Source organism: Pontibacter aydingkolensis (assembly GCF_019443125.1).
Lineage (GTDB): Bacteria > Bacteroidota > Bacteroidia > Cytophagales > Hymenobacteraceae > Pontibacter > Pontibacter aydingkolensis.
Window position 1 is genome coordinate 15910 of sequence record NZ_JAHYXK010000009.1, and the last position, 15571, is coordinate 31480.

Here is a 15571-nt window from a genome sequence, read left to right on the forward strand (position 1 = left end):
GCATCGGACTTTGTTGCCAAATGTTGCTTTCTTGTTGCTGTAGGGCCCTAAGATCTTGCCGCACCGCCCTGAAAACGCTCCCAATACATCTGAAATAATGCAGTAACGTAATTGAGAGCATGATTTACGCAAATGCAGCGCTTGCACTTCCGGTTTAGCTGGCAATTGTTCTTCTGTTGCTCTGTGTTGGTTATTGTTGCTGGTTGTTGCTTTTGTCCCAGAAATCGACCGTTTAAGCAGTATGGGGAAATATTCAGGAAAATAGGCCTTATTCTGTCCCTTTCAGCCATCTCATAAATCAAATCAGTTTTTTGTTTTATTAGATGAGTAGGGGAGACACCACCGATGGTGTGGAAAGAGCAATGTTAACACTTTATGCAATGCTCACTTTAATTCTGATAGAAGGGGAGGAACTCTTAAAAAAAAGGCTGTCCAGCAGATATAATAGCACGTCACAAAGGACGCTTAAGGTATGAATGGAGGATTGGCAGGCGAGAGGAGAATGCATTAGCGTCCGAATAGTGTCCGAACGGCATAAGAAAAGCCCCTCATCGTTAACTGAGGGGCTTTTTAGTAGACCAAAGGATGGAATTATCGAACCTTATCCACAATGATTTGTCAGCATTGGCATTGTTTCTAAGATAGGTATAAGTTAATACTTTAGCGACGCTAGTACTACATTACAGTATTTTACGGTAACATGAATCCTCAAAGGGAGCTAATTTAGGTTCCTTTGCAATTTTTGAGTAATCTCACTTTTGCGGTAAGGCGGAAGCAAATAATTAGGTTTTGTAGGAATTGTCTATCATAGCATGTGCCTAGTTTTAGGATTAGATCGAAAAGCTCTGAACTAGTACGTTGGTTTAGAGCTTTTCGCAGAAGCTCAGTTAAAGGTTATTTCCGGATTCCAATTAGCGGATATTCCAAGCTGATTTTCTGTCCAAATCCACATATGCAGTTCATAGTATAGTGGAATGCCATGAGTGCCTCTGATGATGGAATTATAAACCTAATCCACAATTATTTAGCGGTTATAAGGTAATATATGCAACTAAGATAGAAGTAGATTTAAAATCTACTTCTATCTTAAATTTTACTAAAACTGAACGTAAAAGTACAGGCTTTTTATAAATGTACTTTATTTTTCAAACAGGTCACACTTCCGCCAAGACAACGCAGCCTCTGCTTCAGCCTTCACTATCAATAAGCGATTATAAACATAAGTACACTAATAAGATTCAACACGGACATATAGTACTCAGCTAAAGCCTGTCTAGAATTAGGGCACATTCAATCCGCGGCAGATCACAACTTGCGATTCAAGTGTAGGGTAAAATATTTGTACTTTAATTACAAAAAATAGGCTTATATAAAATAAGCTTATACTCTTTATTTTCTTACTTTTACCTATAGTTTACTTTTTTTATTAAAAAAATTGTTACAAAAGAGCAATTAAAGCATAAAGCAAATCTAAAATTTAAAATACTGGTTGCCGCTTTACCTTACCCTCTATTTATCACCCTCATATTTTAATGCTTCCCGTGGAATGGCTTTTAAAGGGCTTAAGTGAAATCTATTTGTAATATTTAAAACTTCATCCTTATTCCCCAATGTCACTTATAAAGAATTTTACAACTTTCAACAGAACAAAGTTTTTCATTGTGCTAATCATGAAGGAAATAGGCAAACTCACATTTTAACCAATATACTTAACGCAATTGTATATTTTAAATAGGCGCTAAAGAGTATGTAATATACTAATAACTAGTAATGTGATCGAAAATAGGTTTAAGAATTCATTCAAAATATAATAGAAATTATCATTAATTTTTCAATTATAAATGTAACTTTAATGTTGTTTTGAAGTACACCTATACATTTATATCCTTATATTAATATAAAAAAAGTTCAATGTGATTAAAATATTTATATTAGTTAAATCTAAATTTTTAATTCAATAAAACTATAATTATTCTACTGTGAGTTTGGTATGGAATGCATGCCTAATCAAGTTCACATTCCTTGCTATTATTACCAGCAACCCTAATTACAGCTTATTTTAGAGTAAGGCAGTTACTGCAGAACTGCTCTGGTCCTACCGTTACCCGCCTGTAAGGTTGGTAGAATACCTGCCTTTGTTAATTCAAATCTAAATAAATGTAATTATTAAATTATGAGAAAATATATCAAAACAACATTATCAATGAATCAATTTTCATTAATAGCTGCATTTGTCTTTTTTTCTTCTCTTCCTGCTATTAGTCAAAATAATCCTTTACCTATTAATCATCCAGTTCTTACTGCCGCCCCAAATTTGCCTACCGTTTTTAAGTTTAGTGGTAACACGAATGGATTAAGGTATACTGCTTATTTAACTGAACATGAGGAATCCTTTGTAAAGCAATGGGCATTGTCATTTCCAGAAGAAGTAAAAAAATATAAAGCTGCAATTTCAACTTACCTGAAAGATTCCAACCCGTCAGAGTTACCAGAGGATGAAAGGGTACTCTATTATGATTTGCAGGCACAACTTCCTAAAGTTACAGAATACTGCCTCAACTGCGATTGAACTTAGGAGTTCAGCTAACATTGGAAAAGCTAATTATTGCATGAGTTGCTCATCGCTGTTAATTCCTTATTCATTGTCTTTAGCATACCCTATTTAAGAACTTTCATTAACCATTTTCAAACTGATGATATGATAAAAATTATTACAATCCAAATTTGCGTTTTAGCAATGCTTCATGCTGGCACGGTTAAAGGTCAAGGGTGCAATGCACCTGTTATCAATTCCTTCAGCCCCAATACTGGCTTTATTGGAAGTACCGTTACAATTACAGGAGCCAATTTTGACCCGATTCCAGCCAATAATCAGGTTTTCTTTGGTGCTACAAAGGCTGCTGTGGAAACGGCAAGTTTTGGTGTTTTAACAGTAAAAGTGCCTGTTGGGGCAAGTACGGCACCTATTTTTGTAAAGAATGGCTGTAATTTAATTGGATATTCTTCTACATCATTTAATGGTATATTTTGTCCTACTCCCATCAATGCATCTACCTACCAGAATACTGCATTTGCCTTAACTGGAATACATGGAGCATATAACATGCTGTTAATGGATTTAGATTTAGACGGTAAACCAGATGTTATCTCAGCATCTAATTCAGGAGGCTTAACCATCGCAAGAAACTTAAGTACACCAGGTAGCTTAAATTTTGTAGCCCATAATTTTGCTGGTGCCGGAGGAAATAGTATAGCATTAGCAGATTTTGATGGTGATGGAAGAGTTGATATTGTTAGTCCCAACAGAATATCTAGAAATATCAGTACTGGTCCTGGAAATATAAATTTTCAATTTTTTAGTTCCTTCGGTGGCTATCAGGTAGCAGCCGGTGATTTTAATAGTGACGGTAAAATAGATATACTAGCGCAGGATGGTTCTAATAATATCATTTTATATAGGAACACTAGTACTGGACCAGGGGCAATTTCTTTTGTTCAAGCTTTTTTGATGAATGTTGGACATAGAAACAATGGCGTACAAATAGGTGATGTGGATGGAGATGGGAAGGTAGATATTATGGCCTCACAAGGGAATGGTAACAGAATGATAAGTTTAAGGAATACAACACCAGTTAATGCAACTTCTTTCGCTTTTGAGCCCTATGAGTCGTGGCCTTCAAATGGTGTATATCCTTATCGAGCTATGATTGCTGATTTTGATAAAGACGGTAAAATTGATTTTACCACTCCAAATTATGGACATGGCTCATCTGATCCCGCTCAAACTAATACTGCTATTTTTAGAAATACATCCGTTGTAGGTGATATTTCTTTTGCCCCTTCGGTAAATCTACCGGCTCCGGTTAATAATTACCGGATTGGTGTAGGCGATGTTAATGGCGACGGCTTTCCTGATATTGTGACCAAATCACTAGGCGTGAATGTATTTTCTGTGTATCCAAATATAAGTACAGGCCCAGGAAATGCTGCCTTTAGTTCCCGTATAGATTATACTTCTTCTGCCCAAGCGGAGGTGAGCGGTATTGTTATTGGTGATTTGGATGGGGATTTTGTTCCGGATATTGCAACGAGTGGTATTAGTAGTAATACCATTCGTTTCCATCGGAATACAAGTGCTCAAGCCGATATTACGCCTCCAACAGTAGTTTGTAAAAATATTACAGTTGCCTTAACTCCTTCAGGAACCGTGAAGGTGACACCGGAGATGATCGATAACGGTAGTGGTGACGCCTGCGGCATTGCTAACATGGAAGTTAATGGTGCAGCTTCTGTAGATTTTACTTGTTCTGATATTGGTGTAAATAGGGTTACATTAAAAGTTATTGACAAAGCTGGTAATGCCTCTACCTGTACTGCAACTGTAACGGTAGCGCCCGCGGCTATAATTGTTGCTGGTCAAACTACGGTTTGTAAAGGTCAAACCGTAGCATTATCGGCCAATCAAGGAGATAGTTACCAGTGGTATAAAGATGGTACTATCATCAATGGTGAAATTAATCAAAGTTATACAGCAACTGAATCGGGGAATTATACGGTGGCTGTGACCAATTCGGGCGGGTGTTCCGGTGTTTCGGCAGCTACAGCCGTTACAGTTAATGATAACCCAACAGTAACAACATTTCCAACAGGCAATGCCTCAATCTGTTCAGGTGGTAAAGTTACTATAACAGCCTCCGAATCCAGCGTTTACCAATGGTATATTAACAATAACCCAATATCAGGAGCAAACCAGAGAACTTATAGTGCAACAACTGCGGGTACCTATACAGTAAGTGTTATTGATCTTTTTGGTTGTTCAGCTATTTCAGATCCCATCATAGTAGATGCAACTGATGATATTAATCCTATAGCAAAAGTTAAGAATATCACAATTGCTTTGGATGCAAATGAATCAGCAACAGTAACGGCGGCTGATATTGATGATGGAAGTTATGACAACTGTAGCACAATATCGCTCTCATTGTCTCAATCTACCTTTAGTTGTTCAGATGTTGGTAAAGTGATTCCAGTTACACTAACTGTAACTGATGGAAACAACAACGTTAGCTCTGCAATTGCACAGGTAACTGTTACTGACCCTAACTCTTATTGCAATTCTACTCCTGTTGCGGTAGGTAGAGAAATCACTGTGCAAGCTGATGAAAACTGCCAAGGTACTGCAGAAGCTATTATGTTTGATGGTGGCTCTACTGATGAGGATGGCGATGAGTTAACCTTTAGCGTTGCACCAGCAGGACCTTATATATTAGGTTTAACGAGTGTGGTACTTACTGTGAGAGATAGTAAAGGCGCTATTAGTACTACAAACGCAAGTGTAACAGTTAAAGATGAAACTAAGCCTGTGCTATCTACTGCTCCAGCTGATATAATAGTTTATACAGGTTCAAGTGCAACTTCCTGTACAGCAACAGCTACTTGGACTACATTAACTGCTACTGATAATTGTGGAGGGGTAACTGTTTCATCCAACTTTGAACCTGGTATTGAATTTCCTATTGGTACCACAACAGTAACATATACAGCTGTTGATGGTGCGGGAAACAAATCGGAGAAATCATTCACCGTAACTGTAGTAGATAATACTAACCCTACTCTTACGGCACCTGCAGCTATTGTGCGTAATACAGATGCCGGAAAATGTGATGCAGAAATTAGTAATTTGGGTTCGCCTGTGTTCGGTGATAATTGCGCTGGAGCTACCGTCTCAAACAACGCTCCAACCGTATTTCCTAAGGGCACTACAACGGTAATATGGACAGTTACAGATGCGGCCGGTAATACTGCAACAGCTACACAGACAGTAACTGTTGAGGATAAAGAAAATCCGGTAATTACTACTCTGCAAAATATCACAAAGGCAAATGATGATAGTGAATGTGGAGCAGTTGTAACTTTTACTGGGCCAACTGCCACGGATAACTGTTCTGATGTTATTGTAACTCAAACAGATAATACAGACTTAACTTCCGGCTCTACATTCCCGGTAGGAACAACCTTACTGGAATATACTGCAACAGATGCTGCAGGTAATACTGCTGTTACCACCTTTAGCGTAACTGTTACCAATGCAGTACCTGCTATTGATTTGGTTTCAGCAACTACCGATCCTATTGCTGTTAATACTTCTATAAACTTGGGTGTTGCTTATACAGATAATAACATTACCAACGCAGCAATTAATTGGGGAGACAACTCTGGAGTACAGAATATACCCAATCCGGCCAACAACTTTGCCGTATCACATACTTACAATGCAGCGGGCGTTTATACTGTAAAGGTTATTTTAACAGATGCCTGCTTGGCGACCAGCAATGAGTATGTATACCAGTATGTTGTAGTATATGATTCTGATGGAGGCTTTGTGACTGGCGGCGGCTGGATCGATTCACCAAAAGGAGCCTATAAAGCAGACGATGCTATGGGAGGTAAAGCACACTTCGGTTTCGTGTCCAAGTACCAAAAAGGTGCTAATGTACCTAGTGGTAAAACTAATTTTGAATTCAAGACAGCTGAACTTGATTTCCAAAGTACAAGTTACGAATGGCTTGTAATATCTGGGGCTACTGCCCGCTTCAAAGGGGAGGGTACTATTAATGGAAGCGGTTGGTACGGTTTCATTCTAGCAGCTACAGATGGACAAGTGAATGGTGGTGGCGGTACTGATAAGTTCCGTATCAAAATATGGGATAAGAACAACAATGATATCATTATATATGATAACAACCTTGAGGTTGGTAATGGTGATGATGACGCTAATGCTGAAACAGCTATTATGGGTGGATCCATTGTGGTTCATGAAGGTATGAAGGGCAAGTCCACAAGCTCTGTTGTTTCTGCCGGGGCCATAGAGCCTGAGCCACTAAAGGTAAACTTCTACAGCTACCCTACAGCCTTTTCAGCCAAGACTACGATTGCCTTCTCTCTGGAGAAGGAAGAGGAGTATGTGCTTGAGGTGTTTGACATGAAGGGGGCTCTGGTGAAGAAGCTAGCTAGTGGAAATGCTGAAGCCAAGAAGCTTTATAAGTATGAGCTAAAAAGTGATGGTATGGCAGAAGGCGTATACATCACCCGCCTTACAACCACGTCAAGCGTACGAAGCATAAAAGCTGTTCTAAAGCGATAAAAAGTTGTATTAAAAATAAAGGGCTGGGTGGAGTTTTCTGCTCAGCCCTTTATTTTTAGGCTATGATGAAGATACAATAGATGCACAAAAGAGTTTGTATAAAGTTAGTGCGGTGCAACTGCCTGTGTTGAGAAAGTACTAGGAGCAAACACAAAAGGGAGTAATAACAAAGATGGAGGAGGTAATAATGTAAAAAATCTTTTTTGTTACTTTTCTGTTACTATGGAAAAGAAAAAGCGGCTTAAACTATAGTCTAAGCCGCTTTTTGCTGTTTACTCTGTAGCCCGAAGGGTGGAATTATCGAACCATTTCCATAGGGATTTAACAGCTGTAGAAGAAATATTGGTGCTAGGAGAGAACTGGAAAAGTTAATATTAGGTCTGGCTTCCATATAACAGATGGAAAGCAACTTATCATTTAATCACTCTGTTGATGAAATCTATAGCAACTCAAACTATACCCTTCTGATCAGTAGGATATAGTTTATATAAATTTTTTGTACCAACATTTATTAAATTAGATTCATCAATAACAGGCAAAAGAGCTTTCTACCCAACTTTTACAACCCTGCGCTTAGGGTTTAGCTTAAAAGCTTCGAAACATAGTTGCTGTTACATTGATCTTCCGAGAACCCGAGATAGCATCCTTTGTCGATTAATGGTAGCTTGATAAGCCTTAAAAGCTTTTTCCTTTATTTCACATCTTCTTTTTCACGTGCCTCCCGATAGCCTGTTACTTTGCCGTACAGTTTTGATAGCGGAGTAGAGCTGACCCCACACGCCACCACCGAAGCGCAGATAACCAGGCTTACCACGTCCCAGATCAACGGCTCTTTTAACTTATGCTCCGCCAGAGACGCATAGTAAATGGCAGCCACGGCAATCGGGCCAAACCAGCCCAGGAAGAGAGCGTCCTTTTTAGTGTACAGCGCAGGCAAAAAGGGCTTCAGGAGCAACAACACCGGAGGCCGTCGCAGCAGGAGCACTGCAACTGCCAGCAGTACGCCTTTCCAGCCAAGTTCGAACCAGCCAGACCATGGTATCTCGGTACCAAGCAAAGCAAAAATAGGGTAGGAGAAGAAACGGTTAACCGCCTCCTGTCCCTTTTCCTCTTCTCCCTGCTCTTCAGCGCTTATTACCTGCACAAAAGCCGCACCTGCTGCAAACACCACCAGCACTTCATCACTCTTTATCAGCTTGCCGGCCCCAACCGCCAGCAACGATAGCGCCACAGTATACACCAGCCTCCATTCTTCCTGGACCATGTCATGCCTCTCTGCCAGCCTCAGTAGCTTTCCGGCTACAAAGCCAAGCAACAGTCCAAACGCCGTGGCCCCTAGCATCTCCCAAAGTAACGTGTGCTTTAGCCATTTTTCCATAGCCAGGCCAGGGGTAAGGGTAATAACGAGGAGCGGCAGAAAGATAAACAGGTAACTCAGCCCGTCGTTGGCTCCTGATTCAAAGGAGATAGCATGCCTTATCCTGTCGGGCAGGTTCTTTTTAGCCACAGGTCCGGTAACAATGGGAGATGCAGCGATCGGGTCGGTGGGGGTGATAATGGCACCTATCAGGGCTGAAAGCCAGAAGGAAGTACCAAGTATTAAGTAGATGAGTGCAGTACTGATAACCCACATCAGCACCATGCCAGCACCGACCAGAAGCGTCATCTGTCGCCAGTTTTGCCTTGGGTATGCCTTTGGTATTCTTAGTGCCACCCCCACCAGGCCTATACCCAGGACAAGGCGCGCCGTGCTTTCCAGTATTTTTGACTTATTGCCAAGTTCCCCCAGGTCTATCAGGTCGAGAAACTCTGGTCCTATGAGGATGCCAAGCACCAGGGCTACGAGTGTAGCCGGTACCGGACTTTTCTCCAGTTTCTTTGAGGGCAAGGCAAGCAGCACAACCAAACCTCCCAGAAGGGTAACTATTATATTCAAATAGTCTTTTCCTATCATGACGTACAGTTTGTGTTAAAGTAATGTGTTACGGCTACAGCAGGAAAAGGTATTGGAGGGAGGGGCAGGGTAGTGAGAAGTCGATGATAGTGATGCCAGCCATGATCATCAGCAGTATCTTGTACTGAATCATGTTTTGTGATTAGAGGGGCGTGTCTTTTTTAGCGTTCCAAGCGCAAAAGAAAGGTGGTACTCAGTTGCCATTGAAGGCCTTTCGAGTATACCTGAAGGATGGAGTTGTCAGGCTTATCCACAGGGGTTCGGCGGCTGTGGAAGAATGCTTAGCGCTAGAGGGGGTAAGGATTTGAGCACAAGGGTTCTCAGGCAGCAGAGTACCAATGACATCAAGTATCTTCTGTTCCTGCAGTGGTTGCCACATGCATGTCATGGTGACAAGGTGATTAGTGCCTATCTAGTAGGTGTTTGTTTGTATTTGGCCGTGGAAAAGCAGTAAAAGTTAGTGAGAGGGCGGCCTTTACTGTACAAGACTCGTACAAAGGCATACCTTGGTAAGAGTTATTTGTTTTTCTATCGGGTTACTAAGGATGTGGGAGTGGCCATACCTAAGTTGGGTGCTGAGGATGGCCCTCCTGCTTTCTTGTCTTTCTAACGCGCCATTGAAACTAACAGTAAGTTCTAGATCATGCAGTTGGTTCAGTCTTACAACATTAATATGGAAAAACCGGTAAATTTAATTGATGTAAGGGAGGAGAGCAGTAATATCACTTATCATCCTGTTGCGGGAATCTACAGACTGAACAGGCAAATTCCCGGTCATGCTTATAATAGCGGTTGTATGCGTGGCAACGACAGGTATCAGGCGAGCGGCAGTGTCACTGTTGGCATCTTTGATGCTTATACGAAATTCTCACCTGATCCTAAAGGTTATAGTGAGTTTATTACGCATAACTATGGACAGGAGTACGAGCGCCAGCATCCGTCCTCTTCCTTTCCCGGAAAGGCAGAGGACGGCATGTAAGCAAATTATTATTACAAGCTGCCGTGTTAAATGGTTATCATAGTTGTTTTTTTGTTCAAAGAATGGAGGAGCGTTTGTGCATAGAGAGTAGACGCTCTTTCCATTTTAAAAGCATACGCTGTGTTTTAACCCCATCATATTGCTTTTACAGGCAAACCCAGTTCAGGCAGCGTTAGTGAAACATAGCAATCACACCCGCATTTTACCAGTACCAAGCACAGTAAAGATTATGCCTGCTACTGCGTTTAAACTTAATTACTTGTCAACTGCAGCCTTTTGCTTAAGCGACCTTAACTTCGATCTATTGATCTACAGTTCGTAAGAATAGTTTTATAATATAGGCGGACCTAAAAAAATTCTAAGTGGATTGCAGATAGGATTATCTAAGTAAATGAACACTATCCGTATCCGGGCTTTGTTTCACAACTCTAGTGGATCTTGTACAACATAAAATGCCCTCTAGCATGGCTCAGGAAAAAAACCGTAGGAAGATACACAAATCAATTTAAGATTATGCCCGTGGTATAGCGGGAAGGCTGGGTCGGATTCAGGAACAAACCCGGCGAGGCAGATACGCTGATAACAAGAGTAGTAAGTTACAAGAAGCCTTAAATTTAGCTAATAGAGATAAACAATGACAAAACGCAAAACATCAGGAAGCAATATAGCTGGCAAACAGCCACCCATACCTAAGGGCTGCCTGCTGGCCATTGGAGGCAAAGAAAGCAAAGGAGACAAACAGAAAACCGAGGATCAGCAGCGTAATGTTGATTTCGAAAGCGAGGAGATTCTCAAATTCTTCAAAGGGAAGCTGAGGGGAGACAACCCTACGGTGGCGTTCTTGCCTACTGCCTCTACGTTGCCAGAGCTTCAAGCCAAAGAGTACGTTCGCCTGTTCAATGAACTTGGCCTGAGCAAGGTGGAGGTGCTGGACGTCAGAACAAGGGAGGATGCGCAAAACGACGAGTACCTGAAAGTAATTGAGCAGGCCGACGGCATTTACTTTTCGGGCGGAGACCAGTTGCGGCTCACCTCAATCCTGGGTGGCACCAAGCTGTTGCAGCTCATGAAAGAGAGGTTCACATACGATAATGTGCTGGTGGCGGGTACGAGTGCTGGCGCAACCGCCTTGTCTACGCCTATGATCTATGAGGTGATGGCGAAGGGAGGATTTATCAAAGGCGATGTGCGCATAACTACCGGGCTGGAATTCCTAAAAAATGTTGCCGTAGATACCCATTTTATACAAAGAGGCCGCCTGGTGAGGATGGCCCAGTGTATCGTTACGAACCCTGGCTGTATCGGACTTGGCCTGGAGGAGGACACCGCTGCTTACATCACAGAAGGCAAGGAGCTGACGGTAGTGGGCAGTGGCCTTATTACCATAGTGGACGGCATGAGAATGACTGGTACCAACATTTATGATATTGAAGCCGGCGAGCCTTTTTCGGCCAAGGGACTGACCGTGCACCTGTTAAGCAAAGGCGAAAAGTATACCTTTCCTATTTACGATCAGCTTCACATATAGTCTCTGTCGTGCAAAAATGAGGAGGAGGAAGACGGTGTTTCTTTGGCCTTTATATGTTGAGGAGATCTAGCGTGCTGCCATCTTATTTGCCCGCCTTCCTTCTTACCCTAATCATTGTTGATTTTCTGCGCTCTATGGTGTAGAGTCGATTTTGAAAAAACTGGGCACTCTCCTCCTGCACCTTGAAGGGAGCTGTCGTGGAGGCCCACCATCAATATTAAGTTTATGCTCTTACTTTAAAGTTGTCTGAGCTTATACGACGTGAGACGGAGTCTAACTACTGCTTGCGCTACTTAGTGCACCCGTGGCTTAATAATCTTTTCTATGTGTCGAGCTGCATTCATTGGACATGCGCTGCCTTTTCGTTTCCTCTAAAACAGCTTTTATATAGTTTACGTCTTCCTGGCTAATCATCTCTTTGCCGGATGCTTCTTCGATTGATTGTAGTTCTCTTTCAAGAAGATTGCGGTGCCTGTCCTGTTCATCGCGCTCGCTTATCTTGCTGATCAGGTTGATGAGGCGTGTTTGAACGGTCACATCCTTTGAGGAGTAGGCGCGGATACTGGCAGAGCAGAGGTAGAAGGTGTTCTCAAACGGGACCGGGGCGTATATGATACAGGCGGTTCCGTCATCGTGCTGTATTACCTTCTGCCCGCGCAGCTGTTGGAGCCTGCACAGCAGGTCCATGAGGTAATCCACTGCCTGCACAGCGGTGCCTGGGTCATTTACTCCCGGACTCAGCGCCTTTACGGCGATCTCTGTCAGGTGCTTGAACCCGTAGAAGAAGTTCTCTTTCACCATCTCCTGGTGCCGGAGCAGCACATTTTCCTCCAATATATCCTTTATCTTCTCATTCAAGGGGGTGTTTATTTCCAGGAGAGCGTCTCCTTTCAGTAAGTACTCGCCCTGGGTTATTAAAAGCCTGAGCTTGAGCCCAAGCTTTTTGGAGGCCTTCCTGAATTCACGCTCGGTGATCTTGTCGAAGTAGCCCGAGTCCCATGCCTCCACCAGGTGGAACTGCCCGTCCTCCTGCCAGTCCTCGTGATAACTCCCGCCTTGGAGCTCCCTGTTTAGTACATCCCTGGTTTTGCGGTAGGTGCTGTTGAGGATGTTGCCTATCTGAACCTCGTTGGAGATCTTGTAGATGAAATAGATAAAGGAGATGACGCAGCCAAAGCCCAGGAGTACATTCACAACAGTAGAGAGGAGGGGGACCCCGGGACCTGCGGCCATCGTCTGTACGTTGCTGAGCACGACAATAGTGAAGCACACTGTGCCGACAATGACCCCGAGCACCACCTGGCTACCCCTTTTCCGGAGCAGGTCGGGCAGCAGCCTTGGCGAAAAGCTGGACGTGACCTGGGTCAGCACGATCATCACCATGGCAAAGGTAAAGGTAAAGAGGCTAATCAGGCCCGTCAGCAGGGATGAGAGCAGGCTTCTGGCCGTGTCGGCGTTGTTGATCATTAAAAACGACACCTTGCTGATTATTGACCTTCCTACAGAGGTCTTGTCCAGGTACGTGCAAAGAAGTGCCAGTAACAATAAGCCCAAAGCAATCAGGGTAGGGTAAAAGGCAATGCTGCTGGTCACCTGCATGTATGCCTTCTTCACAGAGTACTTTAGCTTTGAGAGTTTCATAGTAGACAATATAAATGTTGGGGTGCCAAGCGGGACGCTGCTAAAAGCAAGCGTAGCTTGAGCAGTAGTGCCTTGTGTTTCAATTCTGCTTTTTAGGATATATCTCCACACCCTGCTTTTTAGCGCTGGTTTTCCAGCCGCGGTGCATGCGCTCGCTGTTGAAGACCAGCGCTATGTTTCCCTGCAGGTCTACGCCGATCACACCTACATCTCCTTCACCAGGATCTGTGCGGTCCAGCACCACCGCTTCGCAGGCTTGCTGCAGGGAAAGACCTTTATACTCCATCAGAGCGGATATATCATAGGCGGTAATGTTTTTTATCAACAGCTCCCCGTCCCCTGTGCCCGAGATGGCGCACGTGCTGTTTTTAGCGTAGCAACCGGCACCTATAATGCAGCTGTCACCAATTCTGCCCATCTTCTTGTTTTCCGTACCACCCGTTGAGGTTGCTGCGGCAAGGTTCCCGTCCCGGTCGAGGGCAACGGCCCCTACCGTGCCGTGCATGCGGGCATTCAGTTGGTCCATCCCTATGTGGTCGCTGCTGGTAAACTCCTCTTCCCGCTTTTTAGAGAAAAGATCGAACTGGTGCTCGGTAATAAAGTAAGAAGAAGGCTCCAGCCGTATATCAATTTTCTTTGCGTACTCCAGCGCTCCCATGTCGCCCAGGAAGCGGTACTTGGTATTCATCATGACGGCTTTTGCCAGGGAAATAGGGTTTCGGATGTTTCTCACCAACGTGACAGCGCCTGAAGCCTGATCGTTGCCCCGCATGATGGCCGCGTCCATCTCCACCTCCCCGTTGGCATTAAGGGCAGAGCCTCTGCCGGCATTTAACAGCGGGTTGTTCTCCAGAGAGACTACTGCTGCCTCCACGGCGTCAACTGCTGAGCCTCCTTTCTCCAACACCATACAGCCTTCATCAACTGCTTGCCGGATACCAGCCTCGTATGCTTTCTTGTTTGAATGAATATGGTCGGAGTCGGGGTCGGCGCCGCCGTGTACGACAATTGCAAGTGGTTTTTTCTTAGCCATAGCTGCTTTCTTTACTTTTTGTTTTTAGCCTGTTTGGCAGCAACAGGATTTTTATTCATTTCCATTACGCTAATTCTAAATGCACTGGTTACTGCCTTCATTAGGTTTTGCCATACCTCAGTCTCGCCGTTCAGGTAGAACCTCTGATTGACTTCCAGCTCGAAGCCAGCGTAATGCTCATCCAGAAATAGTTTCCGGAGATGGGAGGGTAGGCCATCAGCGGTTCCTGGGTAGGGTGCGTTGTACTGTACTTTCAAGTTCGGGTCCTGCAGTAAAAGTCCTGATTTGTAGAGTATTGCTAGCGCTTTCTCCGATTTACGTTTCGGATCAAACAGAATCCCTATGTCGGCTTTGCGCACTTCTCCGTCCATAGCAGGGGTGAAGGAATGGATAGCAAAATGTACTACCTGGTTTCCGACAGCTATTTCCTTTCCAACCGCTTCCTCAACCTGCAGCCTGTGCGGGAAATAGTAGGTGCCCAGTACTTGCTTTTTCTTCTCCGGTAGCAAACCCTGCGTGTACGCTGAGAACAACTCCTCATTTTCAGGAGAGCGGTTTGCCTCTACCAGCAGCCTGGAGACGCAGGAGTAATACAGCGCAAGACCTAGCTCGGCGGCCAGGTATTGAGCCAGCTGAAGTGCCCCGAAGTCTATGGCCTTGTGCGTGAAGAGTACTTCTTCACTTGCTCTGAACAGGTGTCTGCACCTGGCCGGGATCTCGTTGACGGCATGTTCGCACGTAAGTATTAATGTTGTGGGCATAGGTCAAAGTCAATGAGAGGTTTGCTGCCTAAGCATTAAAACGAACTGTAGTACCCTTCGCAGTGACATCCATATGCACGGGAGCGCCAAAGACCATCGCCTTGTTTACGCCACCGTGTCCGGCCGGAAAGCCAAAGCAGACCGGGAAATCATACTTTTTTACTGCATCCAGAACTATTTCCTCGGGCGTCTTTCCAAAGGGCGGATCATCTTCTTGTATATCGACTAACTGGCCAACCAGAAGACCCCTTACATAGTCAAACTTACCGGCACTTTTAAGCGAGGTAAGGTAACTCCCTTGAGAGGGCGGTATCTATACAGAGGGGTTAGTCTGCTACTTCGGATGAGGTCTCCTCTAAACAGGGTTCAAAAGGAGAGATGAAGTGGGACATTACCCATTAGAGATCATTTCTATTATTCTAAAGATGTGCTATCGCTTTGAGAGTGCTGTTTGTTACTTCTTCCATTTTCTCAAGATTCAGTGTTCCAGTTGTGTTGGTGTGCATGTCCTAGGGCTGCTGTCAGCTGCTT

The 15571-nt window shown here is 43.7% G+C and carries 9 protein-coding genes; 4 read left to right on the plus strand and 5 right to left on the minus strand.

Annotation, left to right across the window (positions count from 1 at the left end):
* Window positions 1-2173: 2173 nt before the first annotated feature.
* Both K0O23_RS11935 and K0O23_RS11940 read left to right on the plus strand, forming a co-directional pair.
* A complete protein-coding gene (locus K0O23_RS11935) occupies window positions 2174-2569 on the plus strand; it encodes a hypothetical protein (protein WP_219877659.1) in 396 nt (131 codons plus the stop codon).
* A gap of 129 nt (window positions 2570-2698) precedes the next feature.
* Window positions 2699-7144, plus strand: a complete 4446-nt coding sequence (locus K0O23_RS11940) for an HYR domain-containing protein (RefSeq protein WP_219877660.1) — start codon at window positions 2699-2701, stop codon at window positions 7142-7144.
* Window positions 7145-7835: 691 nt separating this feature from the next.
* On the opposite strand, the gene K0O23_RS11945 is transcribed toward K0O23_RS11940, so the two are convergent.
* On the minus strand, window positions 7836-9098 hold the full coding sequence (locus K0O23_RS11945) for a cation:proton antiporter domain-containing protein (RefSeq protein WP_219877661.1): 1263 nt from the start codon (window positions 9096-9098) through the stop codon (window positions 7836-7838).
* 673 nt (window positions 9099-9771) lie between these two features.
* On the opposite strand from K0O23_RS11945, the gene K0O23_RS11950 reads away from it, so the two are divergent.
* Window positions 9772-10077: a hypothetical protein gene (locus K0O23_RS11950; protein ID WP_219877662.1), complete on the plus strand. Its 306-nt coding sequence runs from the start codon at window positions 9772-9774 to the stop codon at window positions 10075-10077.
* A 634-nt stretch (window positions 10078-10711) separates the two neighbouring features.
* Window positions 10712-11605, plus strand: coding sequence for a cyanophycinase (locus tag K0O23_RS11955; RefSeq protein WP_219877663.1), 894 nt, complete (start codon window positions 10712-10714; stop codon window positions 11603-11605).
* Between the two features lie 309 nt (window positions 11606-11914).
* Here the strand turns inward: K0O23_RS11955 and K0O23_RS11960 are convergent, their stop codons facing one another.
* The 4 genes from K0O23_RS11960 to K0O23_RS20500 all read right to left on the minus strand — a co-directional run bounded on the left by K0O23_RS11960 (window position 11915) and on the right by K0O23_RS20500 (window position 15353).
* A complete protein-coding gene (locus K0O23_RS11960) occupies window positions 11915-13246 on the minus strand; it encodes a DUF2254 domain-containing protein (protein WP_219877664.1) in 1332 nt (443 codons plus the stop codon).
* A gap of 79 nt (window positions 13247-13325) precedes the next feature.
* Window positions 13326-14279, minus strand: a complete 954-nt coding sequence (locus K0O23_RS11965; RefSeq protein WP_219877665.1) for an isoaspartyl peptidase/L-asparaginase family protein — start codon at window positions 14277-14279, stop codon at window positions 13326-13328.
* An 11-nt stretch (window positions 14280-14290) separates the two neighbouring features.
* Entirely contained in the window at window positions 14291-15040 is a 750-nt protein-coding gene (locus tag K0O23_RS11970; protein ID WP_219877666.1) for an N-formylglutamate amidohydrolase, read from the minus strand.
* 28 nt (window positions 15041-15068) lie between these two features.
* Window positions 15069-15353 carry a hypothetical protein gene (locus tag K0O23_RS20500; RefSeq protein ID WP_219877789.1) on the minus strand — a complete coding sequence of 95 codons (285 nt, stop codon included), beginning with the start codon at window positions 15351-15353 and terminating at the stop codon, window positions 15069-15071.
* Window positions 15354-15571 lie beyond the last annotated feature (218 nt).

What these genes read in the sequence shown, in the direction of transcription:
- K0O23_RS11955 (WP_219877663.1), top strand. Translation starts at nt 10,712, where the DNA reads ATGACAAAACGCAAAACATCAGGAAGCAATATAGCTGGCAAACAGCCA.
- K0O23_RS11970 (WP_219877666.1), bottom strand. Translation starts at nt 15,040, where the DNA reads ATGCCCACAACATTAATACTTACGTGCGAACATGCCGTCAACGAGATC.
- K0O23_RS11965 (WP_219877665.1), bottom strand. Translation starts at nt 14,279, where the DNA reads ATGGCTAAGAAAAAACCACTTGCAATTGTCGTACACGGCGGCGCCGAC.
- K0O23_RS11940 (WP_219877660.1), top strand. Translation starts at nt 2,699, where the DNA reads ATGATAAAAATTATTACAATCCAAATTTGCGTTTTAGCAATGCTTCAT.
- K0O23_RS11935 (WP_219877659.1), top strand. Translation starts at nt 2,174, where the DNA reads ATGAGAAAATATATCAAAACAACATTATCAATGAATCAATTTTCATTA.
- K0O23_RS11950 (WP_219877662.1), top strand. Translation starts at nt 9,772, where the DNA reads ATGGAAAAACCGGTAAATTTAATTGATGTAAGGGAGGAGAGCAGTAAT.
- K0O23_RS11945 (WP_219877661.1), bottom strand. Translation starts at nt 9,098, where the DNA reads ATGATAGGAAAAGACTATTTGAATATAATAGTTACCCTTCTGGGAGGT.
- K0O23_RS11960 (WP_219877664.1), bottom strand. Translation starts at nt 13,246, where the DNA reads ATGAAACTCTCAAAGCTAAAGTACTCTGTGAAGAAGGCATACATGCAG.